This window comes from Breoghania corrubedonensis (genome assembly GCF_003053845.1).
GTDB classification, from domain to species: Bacteria; Pseudomonadota; Alphaproteobacteria; order Rhizobiales; family Stappiaceae; genus Breoghania; species Breoghania corrubedonensis.
The window spans coordinates 61,028-76,069 of the sequence record NZ_QAYG01000014.1 but is presented as its reverse complement, the minus strand read 5'-3'; the positions used below and the strand labels follow the sequence as shown (position 1 = coordinate 76,069).

14 protein-coding genes are annotated in these 15,042 nt (G+C 61.6%); 1 reads left to right on the top strand and 13 read right to left on the bottom strand.

Translation table 11 applies throughout. The features are described from left to right. Window positions 1–106: 106 nt before the first annotated feature. The 9 genes from C8N35_RS22575 to C8N35_RS22535 form a co-directional block, all read right to left on the bottom strand. Complete coding sequence (locus C8N35_RS22575) at window positions 107–1,327, bottom strand: acetate/propionate family kinase (RefSeq protein WP_107992008.1); 1,221 nt, start codon at window positions 1,325–1,327, stop codon at window positions 107–109. A gap of 13 nt (window positions 1,328–1,340) precedes the next feature. Further along, on the bottom strand, window positions 1,341–2,768 hold the full coding sequence (locus C8N35_RS22570) for a bifunctional enoyl-CoA hydratase/phosphate acetyltransferase (protein ID WP_107992007.1): 1,428 nt from the start codon (window positions 2,766–2,768) through the stop codon (window positions 1,341–1,343). A 138-nt stretch (window positions 2,769–2,906) separates the two neighbouring features. Then, window positions 2,907–4,082, bottom strand: coding sequence for an acetyl-CoA C-acetyltransferase (locus C8N35_RS22565; RefSeq protein WP_107992006.1), 1,176 nt, complete (start codon window positions 4,080–4,082; stop codon window positions 2,907–2,909). Continuing rightward, complete coding sequence (locus C8N35_RS22560) at window positions 4,075–4,365, bottom strand: hypothetical protein (RefSeq protein WP_107992005.1); 291 nt, start codon at window positions 4,363–4,365, stop codon at window positions 4,075–4,077. Before C8N35_RS22560 ends, C8N35_RS22565 begins: the two co-directional genes overlap by 8 nt. Window positions 4,366–4,383: 18 nt before the next feature. Next, window positions 4,384–5,040 carry a 3-oxoacid CoA-transferase subunit B gene (locus tag C8N35_RS22555; RefSeq protein WP_107992004.1) on the bottom strand — a complete coding sequence of 219 codons (657 nt, stop codon included), beginning with the start codon at window positions 5,038–5,040 and terminating at the stop codon, window positions 4,384–4,386. After that, the gene (locus tag C8N35_RS22550; protein ID WP_107992003.1) at window positions 5,033–5,695 is read right to left on the bottom strand and encodes a CoA transferase subunit A; all 663 of its coding nucleotides are present in this window, start codon (window positions 5,693–5,695) and stop codon (window positions 5,033–5,035) included. Before C8N35_RS22550 ends, C8N35_RS22555 begins: the two co-directional genes overlap by 8 nt. 71 nt (window positions 5,696–5,766) lie before the next feature. Further along, window positions 5,767–6,081: an AtuA-related protein gene (locus C8N35_RS22545; protein ID WP_107992015.1), complete on the bottom strand. Its 315-nt coding sequence runs from the start codon at window positions 6,079–6,081 to the stop codon at window positions 5,767–5,769. 5 nt (window positions 6,082–6,086) lie between these two features. Then, a complete protein-coding gene (locus C8N35_RS22540) occupies window positions 6,087–7,424 on the bottom strand; it encodes an acyclic terpene utilization AtuA family protein (RefSeq protein WP_107992002.1) in 1,338 nt (445 codons plus the stop codon). A gap of 48 nt (window positions 7,425–7,472) precedes the next feature. Beyond that, window positions 7,473–8,783: a CitMHS family transporter gene (locus tag C8N35_RS22535; protein WP_107992001.1), complete on the bottom strand. Its 1,311-nt coding sequence runs from the start codon at window positions 8,781–8,783 to the stop codon at window positions 7,473–7,475. A 432-nt stretch (window positions 8,784–9,215) separates the two neighbouring features. Here C8N35_RS22535 and C8N35_RS22530 point away from each other — a divergent pair, with 432 nt between their 5' ends. Further along, window positions 9,216–10,175, top strand: a complete 960-nt coding sequence (locus C8N35_RS22530; protein WP_107992000.1) for a LysR family transcriptional regulator — start codon at window positions 9,216–9,218, stop codon at window positions 10,173–10,175. A 107-nt stretch (window positions 10,176–10,282) separates the two neighbouring features. Here the strand turns inward: C8N35_RS22530 and coaA are convergent, their stop codons facing one another. From coaA to C8N35_RS22505, 4 genes are all read right to left on the bottom strand, one after another. Next, window positions 10,283–11,206, bottom strand: a complete 924-nt coding sequence (gene coaA / locus C8N35_RS22525; RefSeq protein ID WP_107991999.1) for a type I pantothenate kinase — start codon at window positions 11,204–11,206, stop codon at window positions 10,283–10,285. Window positions 11,207–11,423: 217 nt separating this feature from the next. Beyond that, a complete protein-coding gene (gene fabI, locus C8N35_RS22515; RefSeq protein WP_107991997.1) occupies window positions 11,424–12,218 on the bottom strand; it encodes an enoyl-ACP reductase FabI in 795 nt (264 codons plus the stop codon). 252 nt (window positions 12,219–12,470) lie between these two features. Continuing rightward, entirely contained in the window at window positions 12,471–13,337 is an 867-nt protein-coding gene (locus C8N35_RS22510; protein WP_107991996.1) for a 3-hydroxybutyryl-CoA dehydrogenase, read from the bottom strand. A gap of 253 nt (window positions 13,338–13,590) precedes the next feature. Beyond that, window positions 13,591–14,907 carry a short-chain fatty acid transporter gene (locus C8N35_RS22505; RefSeq protein ID WP_107991995.1) on the bottom strand — a complete coding sequence of 439 codons (1,317 nt, stop codon included), beginning with the start codon at window positions 14,905–14,907 and terminating at the stop codon, window positions 13,591–13,593. Window positions 14,908–15,042: the final 135 nt, after the last annotated feature.

The following is a 15,042-nucleotide window of genomic DNA, read 5'->3' as shown; positions in this document are numbered from 1 at the left end:
CTGTTCAATCGTAGCTACTAGGCGCTAACAAAACCACTTCCAGTGGTTCAAGCGCAGCGTTTCAAACCTCCACCTCGGGTGGAGGTCACTGACTTCCTCATCGGTCTCAGGCGGCGTTTCGCATCGTCAGCAGGTCGACCGTATGGCGGGCGATCATCAATTCTTCATTCGTGGGAATGACGTGCACCGGCAGGGACGCGGCCGTCGAGATCCGCGTCGCGTCGTCCTTGTTGAGGTCCTTGTCCAGATCCACGCCGATCCATTTCAGGTGGCCGCAGATGCGGGCCCGGATTTCGGCGGAATGCTCGCCAATGCCGGCCGTGAAAACCAGCGCGTCGAGACCGCCCATGCTGCAGGCGAGCGAGCAGATTTCCTTGGCCGTTCGGATGCAGAACAGATCGACCGCTTCGCGTGAGTTGTCGTCGTCACGGCTCAGCAAAACCCGCATGTCGTTGGATACGCCGGAAACGCCGAGCAGTCCGGACTGGTGATAGAGCAGGTGCTCAAGGGCATCGGCATCCATCTCGAACTTGCGCATGAGATAGATCAGAATACCCGGATCCAGATTGCCCGGACGCGTGCCCATGGGCACGCCTTCCAGGACTGAAAAGCCCATGGACGTGTCGACGCTCGCGCCACGGTTCAGGGCGCACAGGCTGGAGCCGTTGCCGAGATGGGCGACGACGACCCGTCCGCTGGCGAGTTGGGGCAGGTGCGTCTCCATATGCCGGGCGATGTACTCATAGGACAGCCCGTGAAAACCATAGCGGCGGATGCCCGCATCGGTCAGATGCCGGGGAATGGCATACGTGGTCGATGTCCGTGGCTGGGTGTGGTGGAAGGCTGTATCGAAGCAGGCAACCTGGGGGAGATCCGAGCGGTTGTCGGCCAGCACCTTGATGGCTGCAAGGTTCTGCGGCTCGTGAAGAGGAGCCAGCGGGATCAGCGTTTCCAGTTCGCCGAGCAGATGATCCGTGATCATCGCCGGATGGCGCAGGTTCGCACCGCCATGAACGACGCGGTGCCCCGCCGCGAGCAACGGCAGATCGGGCGGCAGGTGTTCCTCGACCCAGGCCAGCAGGCTCGGCAGAAGTGCGGGGACGTCGCCGCTGTCGCGTTCCGCCCACGATTCATCCGCCATGCGCTCGCCTGTCGCCGCTTTTGCCGACAGATGCGCATCCGTTCCGATGCCCGTCAGCTGACCGGAGAAAAGCGGCATGATCTGCTCTTCGCCAGGGTCGACTTCGAAGACTGTGAACTTCACCGAGGATGAGCCGCTGTTGAGAACCAGCAGGGCGCCTCTTTTCATCGAATAGGAAAAAGTCATGACAATGGTCCTCTCAAGCTGATGTACTGCCGGAGTTCCTGTTCGCCAGCAAAACAGCCAGCGCACAGGAGGCCAATCGCGACGGCAGGCTGTCGGCACGGCTGGTCAGCATGACGGGGACAGATGCCCCCAGAACGATGCCGGCGGCATCGGCGTGGGCCAGGAAGGACAGTTGCTTGACGAGCATGTTGCCGGACGCGATGTCGGGCGCGAGCAGGATATCCGGCTGGCCCGCAACTTCGGAGCGAATGCCCTTCGTCCGCGCGGCTTCGGCCGAAATCGCGTTGTCGAAGGCGAGCGGGCCGTCAACGATGGCGCCACGGATCTGGCCGCGATCGGCCATCTTGCAAAGCGACGCCGCATCGACGGTGGACTGGATCTTCGGATTGACCGTTTCGACCGCGGACAGAATGGCGACGCGCGGCGTCTCGACGCCCAATACGTTGGCGAGACCGACGGCATTCTGGATGATATGCGCCTTGTCGTCCGCATTGGGAGCGATGTTGACGACGGCATCGGTGATCAGCAGCGGCTTGGGATAGGTCGGCACCGACATGACGAAGACGTGGCTGATGCGCTGGGAGGTGCGAAGGCCCTTGTCGCGCCTGACGACCGCGCTCATCAGTTCGTCCGTGTGCAGCCCTCCCTTCATGACAGCACCGACTTCGCCGGTCTTCGCAAGGTCCACACCCTTGGATGCGGCATCCACGGCGTCTTCGGCATCGACGATGCGATACGCGGAGATGTCGAGAGAGAGCTTCTGCGCCAGGGCTCGGAGCTGCTCTTGCGGACCGACCAGAACTGGCAGGATCAGGCCCATTTGGGCACCGGAGCACGCGCCGCGCAACGAGGTTTCGTCACACGGGTAGACGATTGCCGTTGGCAGGGGCGGCAGGTCGGCGCATTTGGCGGTGAGCTGGTCCAGCTGATCGTGGGCGACCAGTTGCAGATCGGGCAGGCCGACGCCGGCCTGGCTGATGTGCCGGGAAGGCGGAATGACCACGGCGGTTCCCGTGATCAGCGTGTCGCCGTTCTGGTTCACGCAGATGCAGTGGAGGGTGACCTGTTCATGCCCATTGGCATCGCGGTGCTTGTCGGCGATGCGGACTGTGGCGGTGACGGTGTCGCCCAGATGAACCGGTGCCACGAACTTGAGGTTCTGTTCCAGATAGATGGTTCCGGGTCCGGGCAGCTTCGTGCCGAGTAGACCCGAGAAAAGCGACCCGACCCACATGCCGTGTCCGACGGGCTGGCGGAAACGTGAGGCGACGCCGCCGGAGAAATGCAGCGGATCAACGTTACCGGAAATGGTCGCGAAGAGGTTTATGTCGGTGGAGGTCAGATCGCGTGAGATGCTGGCGGTCTGACCGGGCTCCAGTTCGTCGAATGTCAGACTGGTCAGTTCGACATTGGTGCCGGCGGAGGGCAGGAGGGCATTCATTGAACCGTGCGTTCCCGTTGACTCGAAGCCCTTTATTTCCGTCGTTGCGGATCGGGCGTCGGGAGATGGAGGGACTGGCGTTTCCTGTCTTTTGCAAATTCAAGGACGCGGCCACACGGGCCGCGTCCCCGTTTATCGTCAGGGGCGTTCGACGGCGAGGGCGATACCCATGCCGCCGCCGATGCACAGGGTGGCGAGGCCCTTGTGGGCATCCCTGCGCTCCATCTCGTGAAGCAGCGTCACCAGAATGCGCGCACCGGAGGCACCGATCGGATGACCGATCGCGATGGCGCCGCCATTGACGTTGACCTTCTCCGGGTCCCAGCCCATCTCGTTGAGCACACAGGCGGCCTGGGCGGCGAAGGCTTCGTTTGCCTCGATCAGGTCGAGATCGGCGGAGGTCCAGCCGATCTTGTTGATAAGTTTGCGAGACGCGGCAATCGGGCCCGTGCCCATGATCGCGGGGTCTACACCGGCCGTTGCCCAGCCGGCGACGCGGGCAAGCGGCGTCAGATTGCGCTTTTCGGCCTCATCGGCGCGCATCAAGACGACACCGGCGGCACCGTCATTGATGCCGGAGGCATTGCCCGCGGTGACCGAGCCGTCCTTGGTGAAGGCAGGCCGCAGCCCGGCGAGCTTTTCCGCCGTGGTGCCCGGGCGGATGAACTCATCCTCCTCGAAAACCGTTTCGCCCTTGCGGGTGCGCACGCTGACAGGAACGATTTCCTTGGCGAAGTTGCCGTTCTCACGCGCCGCAGTGGCACGCTGCTGGGACTGGGCGGCGAGCTTGTCCTGGGCTTCGCGGGTGATGCCGCTCATGCCCGCGACATTCTCCGCCGTCATGCCCATGTGGTAGTCGTTGAAGGCGTCCCACAGGCCGTCCTTGATCATGGTATCGACCATGGTGCCCGGGCCCATCTTGATGCCGGAGCGCACATACATGGCGTGCGGTGCCAGGCTCATGTTCTCCTGGCCACCGGCGATGACCACGGAAGCGTCGCCGCAGAAGATGGACTGCAGGCCCATGGCGACGGCACGCAGGCCGGAACCGCAGACCTGATTGATGGTGACGGCCGTAGAGGTGACCGGCAGCCCGGCGCCGATCGCCGCCTGGCGGGCAGGGTTCTGACCAAGACCGCCGGTCAGAACGTTGCCGAGGATCACGTCATTCACGTCATCGGCGGCGATTTTGCTGCGCTGGAGCAGCGCGCGGATCACCGTTGCGCCCAGTTCGGCCGCCGGTACGCTGGACAGACCGCCATTGAAACTGCCGACTGCGGTGCGCGCGGCGGCAGTGATCACGATGTCAGTCATTGGCGGGAACCCCTGCGAACCGGAAGGACTGACCTTCGCAAGGGTGGGCTTCCACCGCAATCACTTCGGCCTGGGCGCCCCGGCGGACACGCGAGATCTCGTTGAACGCGGCGATTCTTTCCCTTCCTACGGTCGTGAAGCTCTCCACGGCCCGGGCCGTAAGCTCCTGGATTTCATCGCGCGAAAGCGGTGCGGAGCCGGGTGCGCAGGTGAAAGAGATATCCAGAGACACCGTCACAGTGCTTGTGACCGGCGGCGCTATGTTCTTCTTCTTGGCTAGCATTGGATGACTCCAGTAAAGTCAGGCCACAAAGGCCATTTCAGGAACACTCTCGGGAACGATAAGCGCGGCCTCGGTCGCCTCAAGCACTTGCTCGACGCTCACGTCAGGAGCGATTTCGCGGAGCACCAGGCCGTCATCGGTCGGCTCGATGACCGCCAGTTCCGTGACGATCAGGTCGACGCGGCGTATGGCGGTAAGCGGCAGCGAGCATTCCTTGACGATCTTCGGCGTGCCCTTTGCGGTATGCGTCATGGCGACGATCACGCGCTTGGCGCCGGCCACAAGGTCCATCGCGCCGCCCATGCCGGGAACCATCTTGCCCGGTACCATCCAGTTGGCGAGCAGGCCGCGTTCGTCCACCTGCAGGCCGCCGAGAACGGTCACGTCCAGGTGCCCGCCGCGGATCAGGCCGAAGGAGAAGCTCGAATCGAAGGCACAGGCGCCGGGCACGGAGCCTATCGGGTTGCCGCCGGCATCCGTCAGGTCGTCGTCGAGAAGACCGGGATGCGGCAACATGCTCATGCCGATGATGCCGTTTTCCGACTGGAAGGAGACTTCGATGCCCTTCGGCAGATAGGAGGCGACGAGCGTCGGCAGGCCGATGCCCAGATTGACCAGATCGCCGGACTTCATCTCCTGCGCGACCCGGTTCGCGATGAGGGTCTTGCTATCCATTGCTCGGCTCCTTGGCGACGAGGTAGTCGACCACGACGTGGGGGGTGACGATCATGTCGGGGGCAATGACGCCGACGGGAACGATGGACTCCGCCTCCGCGATCACCGTATCCGCGGCCATGGCCATGAGCGGGTTGAAGTTACGGGCGGTGAGCGCGTACATCAGGTTGCCCTGGTAGTCGCTGACCTTTGCGTTGACGAGCGCGAAGTCCGCCTTCAGCGGCAGCTCGACAAGGTAGGTCTTGCCCTGCAACTCGATGGTCTGGCGGCCTTCGGCGGCGATCGTGCCGACGCCGGTGGGCGTTATCACGCCGCCGAGGCCGAAACCGCCGGCGCGGACGCGCTCGGCCAGCGTGCCCTGCGGCACGAGTTCAACCTCGATATCGCCGTCGATCATCTGCTTCTGGGTCATCGGGTTCGTGCCGATGTGGCTGGTGATGAGCTTGCTCACCAGTCCGGCCTCCACCAGCTTGCCGATGCCGACACCCGGACGCGCCGTATCGTTGGCGATGATGGTCAGGTTCTTTTTCTCCTGACGCACCAGTTCATTGATCAGGCGGGGCGGCGTGCCCGCCCCCATGAAACCGCCGATCATCAGAACGGCACCGTCAGGAATGGAGGCGACGGCGTCTGCGGCGGAAATGATATGAGACATGGAACTTTCCTTGGAAAGGGGATCGGGGCAGACGGGCCGGGCAGTGGCCCGCCTGCTCCTGGACCGACGTGTCAGACGGCCCTGTCAGGGATTTCCATAGCCAGAAGTGCGGAGGCCAGGCACTTTCCGTGCGGGTCCAGAGCCAGGGACCTGGTCACGCCGCCGCCCAGGGCGCTCTGCATGACAAAGTTCAGAGCGCCGATGCTCGGGATCTCGTAGCGCACGACATCGCCCTTCACGATTCCGTCGAAGTGGGCGCGAACCTTCTCGGCCGTGACATGGCGGGCAAGGTGGTCGAAGTCCTTCGGATCATAGGCGATGACCGAAATGTTCGAGATGTCGCCCTTGTCACCGGTGCGCGAGTGGGCACATTCAAAGAGTTTCATGATCTTCAAGCCTCGATGAACTGGATGGCGGGAACTGCGTCTTCCCTGGGCAGGAGTGCAGAGAGCATGGCCACAACCTGCTTGGACGATTTCGTGGCGCCACCGCCGCCGGCGGGACCGTTGGTGTAAAGGGTCTCGACCTCATTTCCGATCTTGACCGCCTCGGCCATCGTCGCGGTTCGACCTGTGACGCGAACGCGGACCTCGGTCGGTTCGGGTTGCGGTGCCAGCACGTCGCCGTGGATCGCATTGACGCCGATGAGATCGAACTTCAGTTCGGATGTCTCCACAGCACAGATATCCAGACGTTCCCGCACAACGTCCAGTGCCAGGTTGCCGCGGGCAAGGGCGCCGGGACCGGCGTAGGAGATCTGGCCCTCGCCGATGTAGCCGTCGACATAGCCGACCGACGCCTTGAGCGTGTCGGGGCGCTTGTGCCCGGTGACGTTGCCCACGCGAACCCGGTCCTTGCCTTCCTGGGTGAAGGTGATCTGCGAGAAATCGGCCGTGACGTCCGGGGTCAGATAGTGGGCCGGGTCGTGCACCTCGTAGAGGATCTGCTCCTTGCAGGTATCGACCGTTACCATGCCGCCAGCATCGGCGACCTTGGTGATGACGGTGGAACCGTCTTCGGAGACTTCCGCGATCGGGAAGCCCAACCGGCCAAGGCCCGGTACGTCCTTGAGGTCCGGTTCTGCGTAGTAGCCGCCGGTGACCTGTCCGCCGCATTCGAGCAGATGACCGACGGCCGTGCCCTTGCCGAGCTTGTCCCAGTCGTCGAACGCCCAGCCGAACTCATGGATCTGGGGGGCGAGGAACAGGGAGGGATCGGCCACGCGACCGGTGATCACCACGTCAGCCCCTTCTGCCAGCGCCTTCACCATCGGTTCCGCGCCGAGGTAGGCATTGGCGGAGACGAGGATGTTCGACATCGTTGTGGCCGGCGCGCCGGTTTCGGTGATCTTGATGTTCTTGTCGAGCAGCACCTGAAGGACATCGTCACCGGAGACCACCGCCACCTTGAGCGTGCCGATGCCGAGTTCCGCGGCGATCTGCACGGTCTTCCTGGCCGCGGACAAGGGGTTGGCCGCGCCCATGTTGGTGATGATCTTCACGCCGTTCTTGCGGCAGGCCGGGAGGACGGCCCGCATGCGGGCTTCGAGAAGCGGGTCGTAACCCGCCTCCGGATTCTTGAGTTTGGCGTTCTGCGCGATGGCAATCGTACGTTCGGCCAGACATTCGAAGACGAGGTAGTCGATGGAGCCTTTTTCGGCCACTTCAACGGCGGGCTCGATACGATCGCCCGAGTAGCCTGCACCGGAACCTATGCGGATGGTTTTCATGTCTTTGGTTTCCGCTTCTTGTTTTGGTACTGAGGAGGAGAAGTGCCCCTAGAAGGGGAGCACTCCCAGGATCACGGCTGCGACGGTCATGATCACGGACACTGCGAAGACCAGGGGAATGGTGAAGCGCTGGTGTTCGCCGAGGGATACCCCGGACAGACCGATAAGCAGGAAGGTCGATGCGGTCAGCGGGCTCACGGGGAAGCCGGTGGTCATCTGGCCGATGATCGAAGCCTGACCGATCGCGATCGGGTTGCCGCCGAAGGTCTGGTAGACCTCTGCGATGACAGGCATCACCCCGAAGTAGTAGCTGTCGGGATCGAACAGCAGGCTGAGCGGCATAGAGAGCATGCCGACCATGACCGGCATATGCGTGGCGAAGTCCTCCGACACGAAACCGGCGGCGGTCTGCGCCATGGCCGTCAGCATGCCCGATTCACGCATGATGCCGGTGAAGGCGCCGGCGGCGAAGAGGATGGTAGCCATCATCAGCGCGGCCTTGGCATGGGCATCGATACGGTTCTTCTGGTCTCCCGGCTTGGGGTAGTTGACAAGCAGGGCGATGACGGTGCCGAGCATGAAGGACACGGCCGCAGGCACCAGACCCGAGATCATCGCGCCGAGGACCGCAAGGGTCAGCGCCACGTTGACGAGGAACAGCTTGGGACGACGCAGCGCCTGCTCATCGTCGGTGAGCTCGCGGGTGTGGACTTCGGTGCGGTCGATACCGTCCATTTCGCCGCTTGCGCCGAGACGTTTCTCTTCACGCAGGCCGAGCACATAGGCGATGGCGAAGACCGCGAGCAGGCCGATGATCTGAACCCCAATCATCGGATTGAAGACATCGGTGACGTTGACATGCAGCGAAGCGGCAGCACGCAACGTCGGGCCGCCCCAGGGCAGCATGTTTGCCGTACCGGCGGCCATGGCGGCGATGGCGGCAAGGACAACGCGCCGCATCTTCAGCCGGTCATAGAGCGGCAGCATGGCGGGGATGGTCACCAGGAAGGTGACAGCGCCGGAACCGTCCAGATGGACGATCGTGGCGAGAAGGGCAGTGCCGACGGTGATGCGCGAGGGGCGCATGCCGACCACCTTGAGGATACGATCGATGATCGGATCCATCATGCCTGCATCGGAAAGGATCCCGAAGAAAACGATGGCGAACACGAACATGGTCGCGACGGGGGCGATACTCTTGATCCCCTTGACCATAAATCCGGCACTTTCCAACCCAAAGCCGCCGATCAAGGCCGCGATGAGCGGAATTGTAATGAGCGCGACCAACGGCGAGAGTTTGTTGGTCATGATGGACGCTAGTAGTAAAACTATTGTCCCAAGTCCGAGGAGAGCCAGCATTCCAGACCTCAACTATGCATACCACCCGCTACGGACATTCCGAATGCTGGTGTGGTTGTGTCTTGTTGATCCTAAATGCAGGATAATTAGGCGATAGTTCTGATGAAGAGCCATAGATATGGCAAATCACTTCTGCCCATTATCTGCGGTCGTGACTTTTTTCTTCGCCACGGTAGATATGCTCTACGAAAAAGTTCAATTAAGGAAATGAAATTTATGGATCTCATTTATAATGATACGTTATAAGGGGAGGAGAAAACACCAGCGTTTCCCGTCGTTTAAGGGCGTGGTCAGATATGTCGGTACTAGACCTCTTTCGGGGTTGCCCAGAAAGGCGACACAAAGTGGTCACTGTTTGGTCATGCTTGCTCGATTCTTCGCCTGCCGCCCTGGCGGTCGTCCTGCCCGCGGCCAACCAGAAGATGGTCTCCCATGGTTCCGAGTTTCCGCCAGATACAGGCCTTCCTCGCCGTCGCCACGCATCTGAAATTCACGCGCGCGGCCGAGGAGTTGCACATTTCCCAACCGGCGCTGACCGTGCAGATCAATCAGCTTGAAACGACCCTGTCGATAAAGCTGTTCAACCGGACGAAGCGGAGGGTTTCGCTGACGGCAGCCGGACAGGACCTGCTGCCGCTTTTCGAGCGAATATCGGCCGACATCGACAACGTGATGACCGCATCCAGCGATATCTACCAGGCGCGGCGCGGCGTCGTGCGTATCGCGACCCTGCCTTCGGTCGCCTCCCGGGTCCTGCCGATCACACTCGCCAGCTTTCGCGAAACCCACCCCAATATCCGCGTGCGGATCCGTGATGTCGTGGCGGAGAAGATCATCGAGATGGTGAAGAGCGAGGAGGTGGATTTCGGTATCGGGACGCGCCTGACGCCGGACAAAGAGATCAAGGTCGAGAATTTCCTCACCGACTATATCTGCGCCTTCTACCAGCGCGGCCATCCGATCGAGGAGGCGCCCAAAGTGCTGAAGATGACCGACTGCGTGCCCTACCCACTGATCCTCACACAACAAAACAGTTCGGTCCGGGTCCTTTTCGAGCGCGCCATGGCGCGCGAAGGGGCGGAAGTCGAGATCGCGGCGGAAGCGAACTATATGTCGACAGCGCTCGGCATGGTGCGGGCCGGGCTCGGAGTGGCCATCCTGCCAATGTCGGCGATCGATGCGGGCAACGCGCTGGGGCTTGGCTACCGACAGATCGACGCCCCCTGGCTCAACCGCCGCGTCGGACTGATCCGCAAGGCCTCGCGCACCCTGTCTCCCGTGGCAGAACACTTCATCAAGGCGCTGCACGATGTCGCCGAAAGCTTGCCAAACACGACCTTTCGGACCACCAAGCGGAGCGAACTCTCGCTTTTCGACGGGAAAACGACCTGAGGCAGGACGAGCGGCTGCTCCCGGCAGCGACCGCTCGACACGCTTTGGCGCCGGGAGGCCGGTCTTGCTGCCGGTGATATTCCCTGCCGGCTGGAAGGCCATCCGCCTCAAGCAGTCCGCAGAGCGACCTGCTGCACCTCGTGATTGGCTCCCTTGCGGAGGACAAGATCGGCCAGTGGCAGTGTCGGAAGAATGTTCTCGGACAAGTTGAGTTCGTTAATATTCCGCCAGATGGCGTTGGCGGTTGCTTCCGCATCCGAAGGGCGCGCGTGGTTCGCGACGACCGGTTCACAGGTTGAAGACGTGTGTCGGCGCAATCCCATGAAACGTTGAATGTACCAGCGGCGGATGTCTTCCACCTCGGCGTCTATGTAGATCGCGTAATCGATGTGATCGGAGATGGCGGGAGCATATTCGCCGCATCCCTCGATGCCGCCGGGTTGCAAGATATTCAATCCTTCGAATATCAAAATGTCGGGGTGTTCGACCCGGATCGTGCTGCCTGGAACGATGTCATGCAGTTCATGCGAATACACCGGAACCTCGATCACAGCCGCCCCGGCCTTGAGCTTTGACAGGAAGTTGCGGATGGCATCTGTGTCGTAGCTTTCCGGAAAGCCCTTGCGATGTTGAAGCCTTTTGGCTTCGAGCTGAGCCCGGGGGAGCAGAAAGCCATCTGTCGCGACGATATCGACCCTGGGCGATGTGGGCCAGTGGGAGAGAAGCTTTCGCAGAAGCTTGGCTGTCGTCGACTTGCCGACGGCGACCGAGCCGGTGATGCCGATAACGAAGGGGGTGCCGTCCGCTTCCGCCCCCGGGCCGAGGCCCTGATGGCGAAGGAACATTCCCTTCATCGCCTGAATGTGCTCGAAAAGCACCTGGGACAGGGCGCAATAGCTGCGCGCCGTTTCGTCGAGATCCGTGCAATCGCATAGTGGATGCACCCAACGCCGGTCATTGCCGGCCTGTCCGGATGGCGGAATGGATTGCCGTGCCAGCAACCGATCCCAGTCAAGGACTTCCCAAGGCAATGTCGCCTCCTGCTATGCGACGGTCGTCGGCCATGTAACGCCTTCCATCACGGTATATCGCCTCTCGCGTGCCTTCCGGATCTGCCGGTTCTGGTGAGCGAAGGCAAAGACGGATGTTGAGCGGACCTTAGACCTCGTGAAGGGGATATCGGTGTGGAAGACCGGGTCGGTCCGCAGCGTCTGAGGTCGCATGGGACCGGCCCGGTACATGGCTTTTTCAAGCCATGATGTTGTATCCGCCGTCGACGTAGAACAGATCGCCCGTGGTCGAAGGGGCAATCTGGCTCATCAGAAACGCCGACAGGGATCCGACTTCGTCGATCGTGGTAAGCCGGCCCGTGGGAGCACGCTTGGCGGCCTTGTCCAGAAGTTCATCGAAGTGACCGATGCCGCTGGCCGCGCGGGTCGCGAGCGGGCCCGGGGAAATCGCGTTGACCGTTATGCCCTTGGAGCCGAGTTCAGCCGCCAGGTAGCGCGCGACGCTTTCCAGGGCGGCCTTCGCGGCGCCCATCAGGTTGTAGTTGTCCACCACACGGTCCGCTCCCAGATAGCTCAGTGTCTGGATGGAGCCGCCGCCCTGCATCAGATCCTCGGCGAGTTTCGCCGCCCGAATGAACGAATGGCAGGAGACGTCCATTGCCTGAAGGAAACCCTCGCGCGAGCAATCGATGACGCGGCCGTGCAGGTCGGCGCCGGGCGCGAAGGCAATCGAATGGAGGAGCCCGTCGAGACGGCCCCACTTCGACCTTATCTCTTCGAAGGTAGCTTCCATGTCACCTTCCCTGGTGACGTCCAGCTTGGAGATGATCGGTGCGTCAAGCCGCTCGGCCAGCGGGCGCACATAGGTTTCGGCCTTCGGGTTGAGGTAGGTTATGGCCAGCTCAGCCCCAAGTGCGCGATAAGCTTTGGCGCATCCCCAGGCAATCGACTTGTCGTTGGCAATGCCGATAACAAGAATTTTCTTGCCGTGAAGGGAATAGACCGGAGTATTTCGTTCGGGTGTTGTATCCATCGTCAGGGGAGTCTCATTTGTCGGTTTGTTGTGATTACATGCGCCTGAAATCAGATTCTCGACGCACGAATTGTCCAACTGGCTTGCTTTCATCAATCGCGACGCATGCGAAAGATATGAATTGTGTGCCGTGTTCTCGGGCACATCGGAAATCAGAGGGACGCCAAGGCAGAGCTTCGCCCTGCGTTGGCTGATCCGCAGTCCGTCCGACCACCGGATGGCTCCCCCTGCCATCGGTGGCGGCACCGTGATTCAGGCGGCCGCGTATGTGTAGAAGCCGCGACCGCTTTTCACGCCGAGCCGGCCGGCCTGGACGTACTGGCGCAGCAACGGGCAAGCCCGATATTTGCTGTCTTCGAAGCCCTCGTAGAGCACTTCCATGATGGACAGGCAGGTATCGAGCCCGATCAGATCGGCAAGCGCCAACGGGCCCATCGGGTGGTTCATGCCGAGCTTCATCACGGTGTCGATGGCTTCCGGTGCGCCCACGTTCTCATAGAGGCAGTAGATCGCTTCGTTGATCATCGGCAGGAGGATGCGGTTCGACACGAAACCGGGGGAGTCCTTGACCTCCACCGGCGTCTTGCCGAGCTTGCTGCCAAGCTCCTCGATCGTCTTGAAGGTGGCGTCATCCGTTTCCAGTCCGCGAATGATCTCGACGAGTTTCATGACGGGCACCGGGTTCATGAAGTGCATGCCGATAACCTTGTCGGCACGTCCGGTGCAGGCGGCGAGTTCCGTGATCGGGACGGATGAGGTGTTCGTCGCGAAAATCGCGTGGGCGGGGGCAGTGGCGTCCAGCGTCCTGAAGATCTCGCTCTTGAGCGAGACGTTCTCGGTTGCTGCCTCGATCACGAGGTCGCAGGCCTTGGCATCGTCAAGCGATACGCTTTGCATGATCCGGGCGAGGGCAGCGGTCGTTTCGTCCTCCGTGCTCCGCCCCTTGGCGACGTTGCGAGCAAGATTTGCGGCGATCCGGTCGTATCCGCGTTTGACAGCCTCGGTATTGATGTCGTTGAGAAAGACCTTGTAGCCGGCCACGGCGGCCACCTGGGCGATGCCGCCGCCCATCTGGCCAGCGCCAACCACCATGATTGCCTTTATGTCGTTTTGAGCCATTTTGTTTTTCCTTCGAGAGCTTGCCGGAGACGTTTTTCGTCGGGCCAAGTGTGAGTGCTTGGGGGATCCCGATGGGAGGGCTGTGGGATCCCTTTGGGAGGCCGCCACTGCGAGGTCTTCCGTTCCTCGACGTGGCGTGTGGCGGCTTCCAGAGCGGAGAGTGAGACAATCTGATCGACAAGGACACGCTCAAGTTATTGAGTCTGGAGTGGTTTAATGTCGCTCAGTCGGCTCCGGCGGGGTCGAATGTGCTCTAGAAGAGCAACATGCACGGGATGGCGATGATGTTGCCGACGATGAACAGCAGCACCGAGAAGCCGATCAGATCGCGCAGGCCGACCTTGGCGATCGCGAGCACCGGAAGCGCCCAGAACGGACAGACGATGTTCCAGATGCTTTCGCCCCAGGCGACGCCCATGGCAACGCGCCAGGGCTCGACACCGAGTTCGTGAGCGGCGGGGATCATGAACGGAGCCTGGACCACCCAGTGACCGCCGGCCGACGGCACGAAGATGGAGATGATCAGCGACGACAGGTAACACGCCAGCTGGAAGGTGTGTGCGTTGGACATGCTGAGCAGCCAGTTGGACACATCGTGAACGAGCCCGCTGCCTTCCATGATGCCCATGATGCCCGCATAGAACGGGAACTGCAGGATGATGCCGCCGCAGGTTGACGCCCCCTGACCGATCGCCTTGCCGTAGGAATACAGCGAGCCGTGGGCGAAGATGCCAAGGATCAGGAACAGGAAGATCAGGATGTTCAGGTTGAACTCGCCGTTGCCGAGCTTCATCACCAGGTAGGCGCCGCCGATCAGAGCCAGCGAGAACTTCATGATGACGCTGCGGTCGATCCGGTCGGCGAGCACCATCTCCGACTTGGAAGGCACTGCATCCGGTTCATCGTCCTCGAACAGGGCCGGATCCACCAGAACCGTGTTCTCCTTCTTCGGGAAGAGGAAGGTGCAGGCGATCGGAATGCAGATCGCGAGCAGGATGGTGATGGTCAGCGATTGCGCGCCGAAGATCGTCTGTGTCAGCGGAATGATGCCGATATCACCCTCGAGGAAGTGGCCCTTCGTGGAGACAAGCAGCGGCACGGAGGCTGACATGCCGCCATGGGTGATGATGATGCCGCAGAAGGCTGCGGTCACCAGCAGGCGGAAGTCGACGTCGGGATGCTGCTTGCCGGCTTCCTTGGCGAGCAGGGCGCCTGCGATGAGGCCGAGGCCCCAGTTCAGGAAATAAAGCACCATGGAAGTGAAGGCGACGAAGAGAACCGTCTGAATGGGTGTCTTCGGAATGCTGACGATCTTCTTCAGCAGCAGCTTCATGATGTTGGAGACCGCCAGCGCATAGCCGGTCACCACAACCAATGTCATCTGCATCGCGAACTTGAGAATGCCGAAGAAGCCGTCGCCCCAGTAGGTGACGATGTCGAGGGGCGCGGTGTGGGTAATGCCGAGCGCCATGGCGCAGACGACGAGCGTGATCCCCCATGCGATAATGAACGGGTCAGGCAGATATTTCTGCATGAGGTTCACGAAGAACATCAAAAGTTTATTGATCATGTTGCCTAGACTTTCCGAATGCGGACGTCGGGGGCGATGTCGTGTTCAAGCAGACAAGGCGCCGCGCGTCGACGTCACGGAATGAAAGCTCGGGATGATGTGGTCTTGTGTGTGCTGGATTCGGCTGGGCGCCTC

Excerpts from the sequence above, each read along its gene's own strand:
- C8N35_RS22575 (WP_107992008.1), bottom strand. The coding sequence starts at position 1,327 with ATGACTTTTTCCTATTCGATGAAAAGAGGCGCCCTGCTGGTTCTCAAC.
- C8N35_RS22570 (WP_107992007.1), bottom strand. The coding sequence starts at position 2,768 with ATGAATGCCCTCCTGCCCTCCGCCGGCACCAATGTCGAACTGACCAGT.
- C8N35_RS22565 (WP_107992006.1), bottom strand. The coding sequence starts at position 4,082 with ATGACTGACATCGTGATCACTGCCGCCGCGCGCACCGCAGTCGGCAGT.
- C8N35_RS22560 (WP_107992005.1), bottom strand. The coding sequence starts at position 4,365 with ATGCTAGCCAAGAAGAAGAACATAGCGCCGCCGGTCACAAGCACTGTG.
- C8N35_RS22555 (WP_107992004.1), bottom strand. The coding sequence starts at position 5,040 with ATGGATAGCAAGACCCTCATCGCGAACCGGGTCGCGCAGGAGATGAAG.
- C8N35_RS22550 (WP_107992003.1), bottom strand. The coding sequence starts at position 5,695 with ATGTCTCATATCATTTCCGCCGCAGACGCCGTCGCCTCCATTCCTGAC.
- C8N35_RS22545 (WP_107992015.1), bottom strand. The coding sequence starts at position 6,081 with ATGAAACTCTTTGAATGTGCCCACTCGCGCACCGGTGACAAGGGCGAC.
- C8N35_RS22540 (WP_107992002.1), bottom strand. The coding sequence starts at position 7,424 with ATGAAAACCATCCGCATAGGTTCCGGTGCAGGCTACTCGGGCGATCGT.
- C8N35_RS22535 (WP_107992001.1), bottom strand. The coding sequence starts at position 8,783 with ATGCTGGCTCTCCTCGGACTTGGGACAATAGTTTTACTACTAGCGTCC.
- C8N35_RS22530 (WP_107992000.1), top strand. The coding sequence starts at position 9,216 with ATGGTTCCGAGTTTCCGCCAGATACAGGCCTTCCTCGCCGTCGCCACG.
- fabI (WP_107991997.1), bottom strand. The coding sequence starts at position 12,218 with ATGGATACAACACCCGAACGAAATACTCCGGTCTATTCCCTTCACGGC.
- C8N35_RS22510 (WP_107991996.1), bottom strand. The coding sequence starts at position 13,337 with ATGGCTCAAAACGACATAAAGGCAATCATGGTGGTTGGCGCTGGCCAG.
- C8N35_RS22505 (WP_107991995.1), bottom strand. The coding sequence starts at position 14,907 with ATGATCAATAAACTTTTGATGTTCTTCGTGAACCTCATGCAGAAATAT.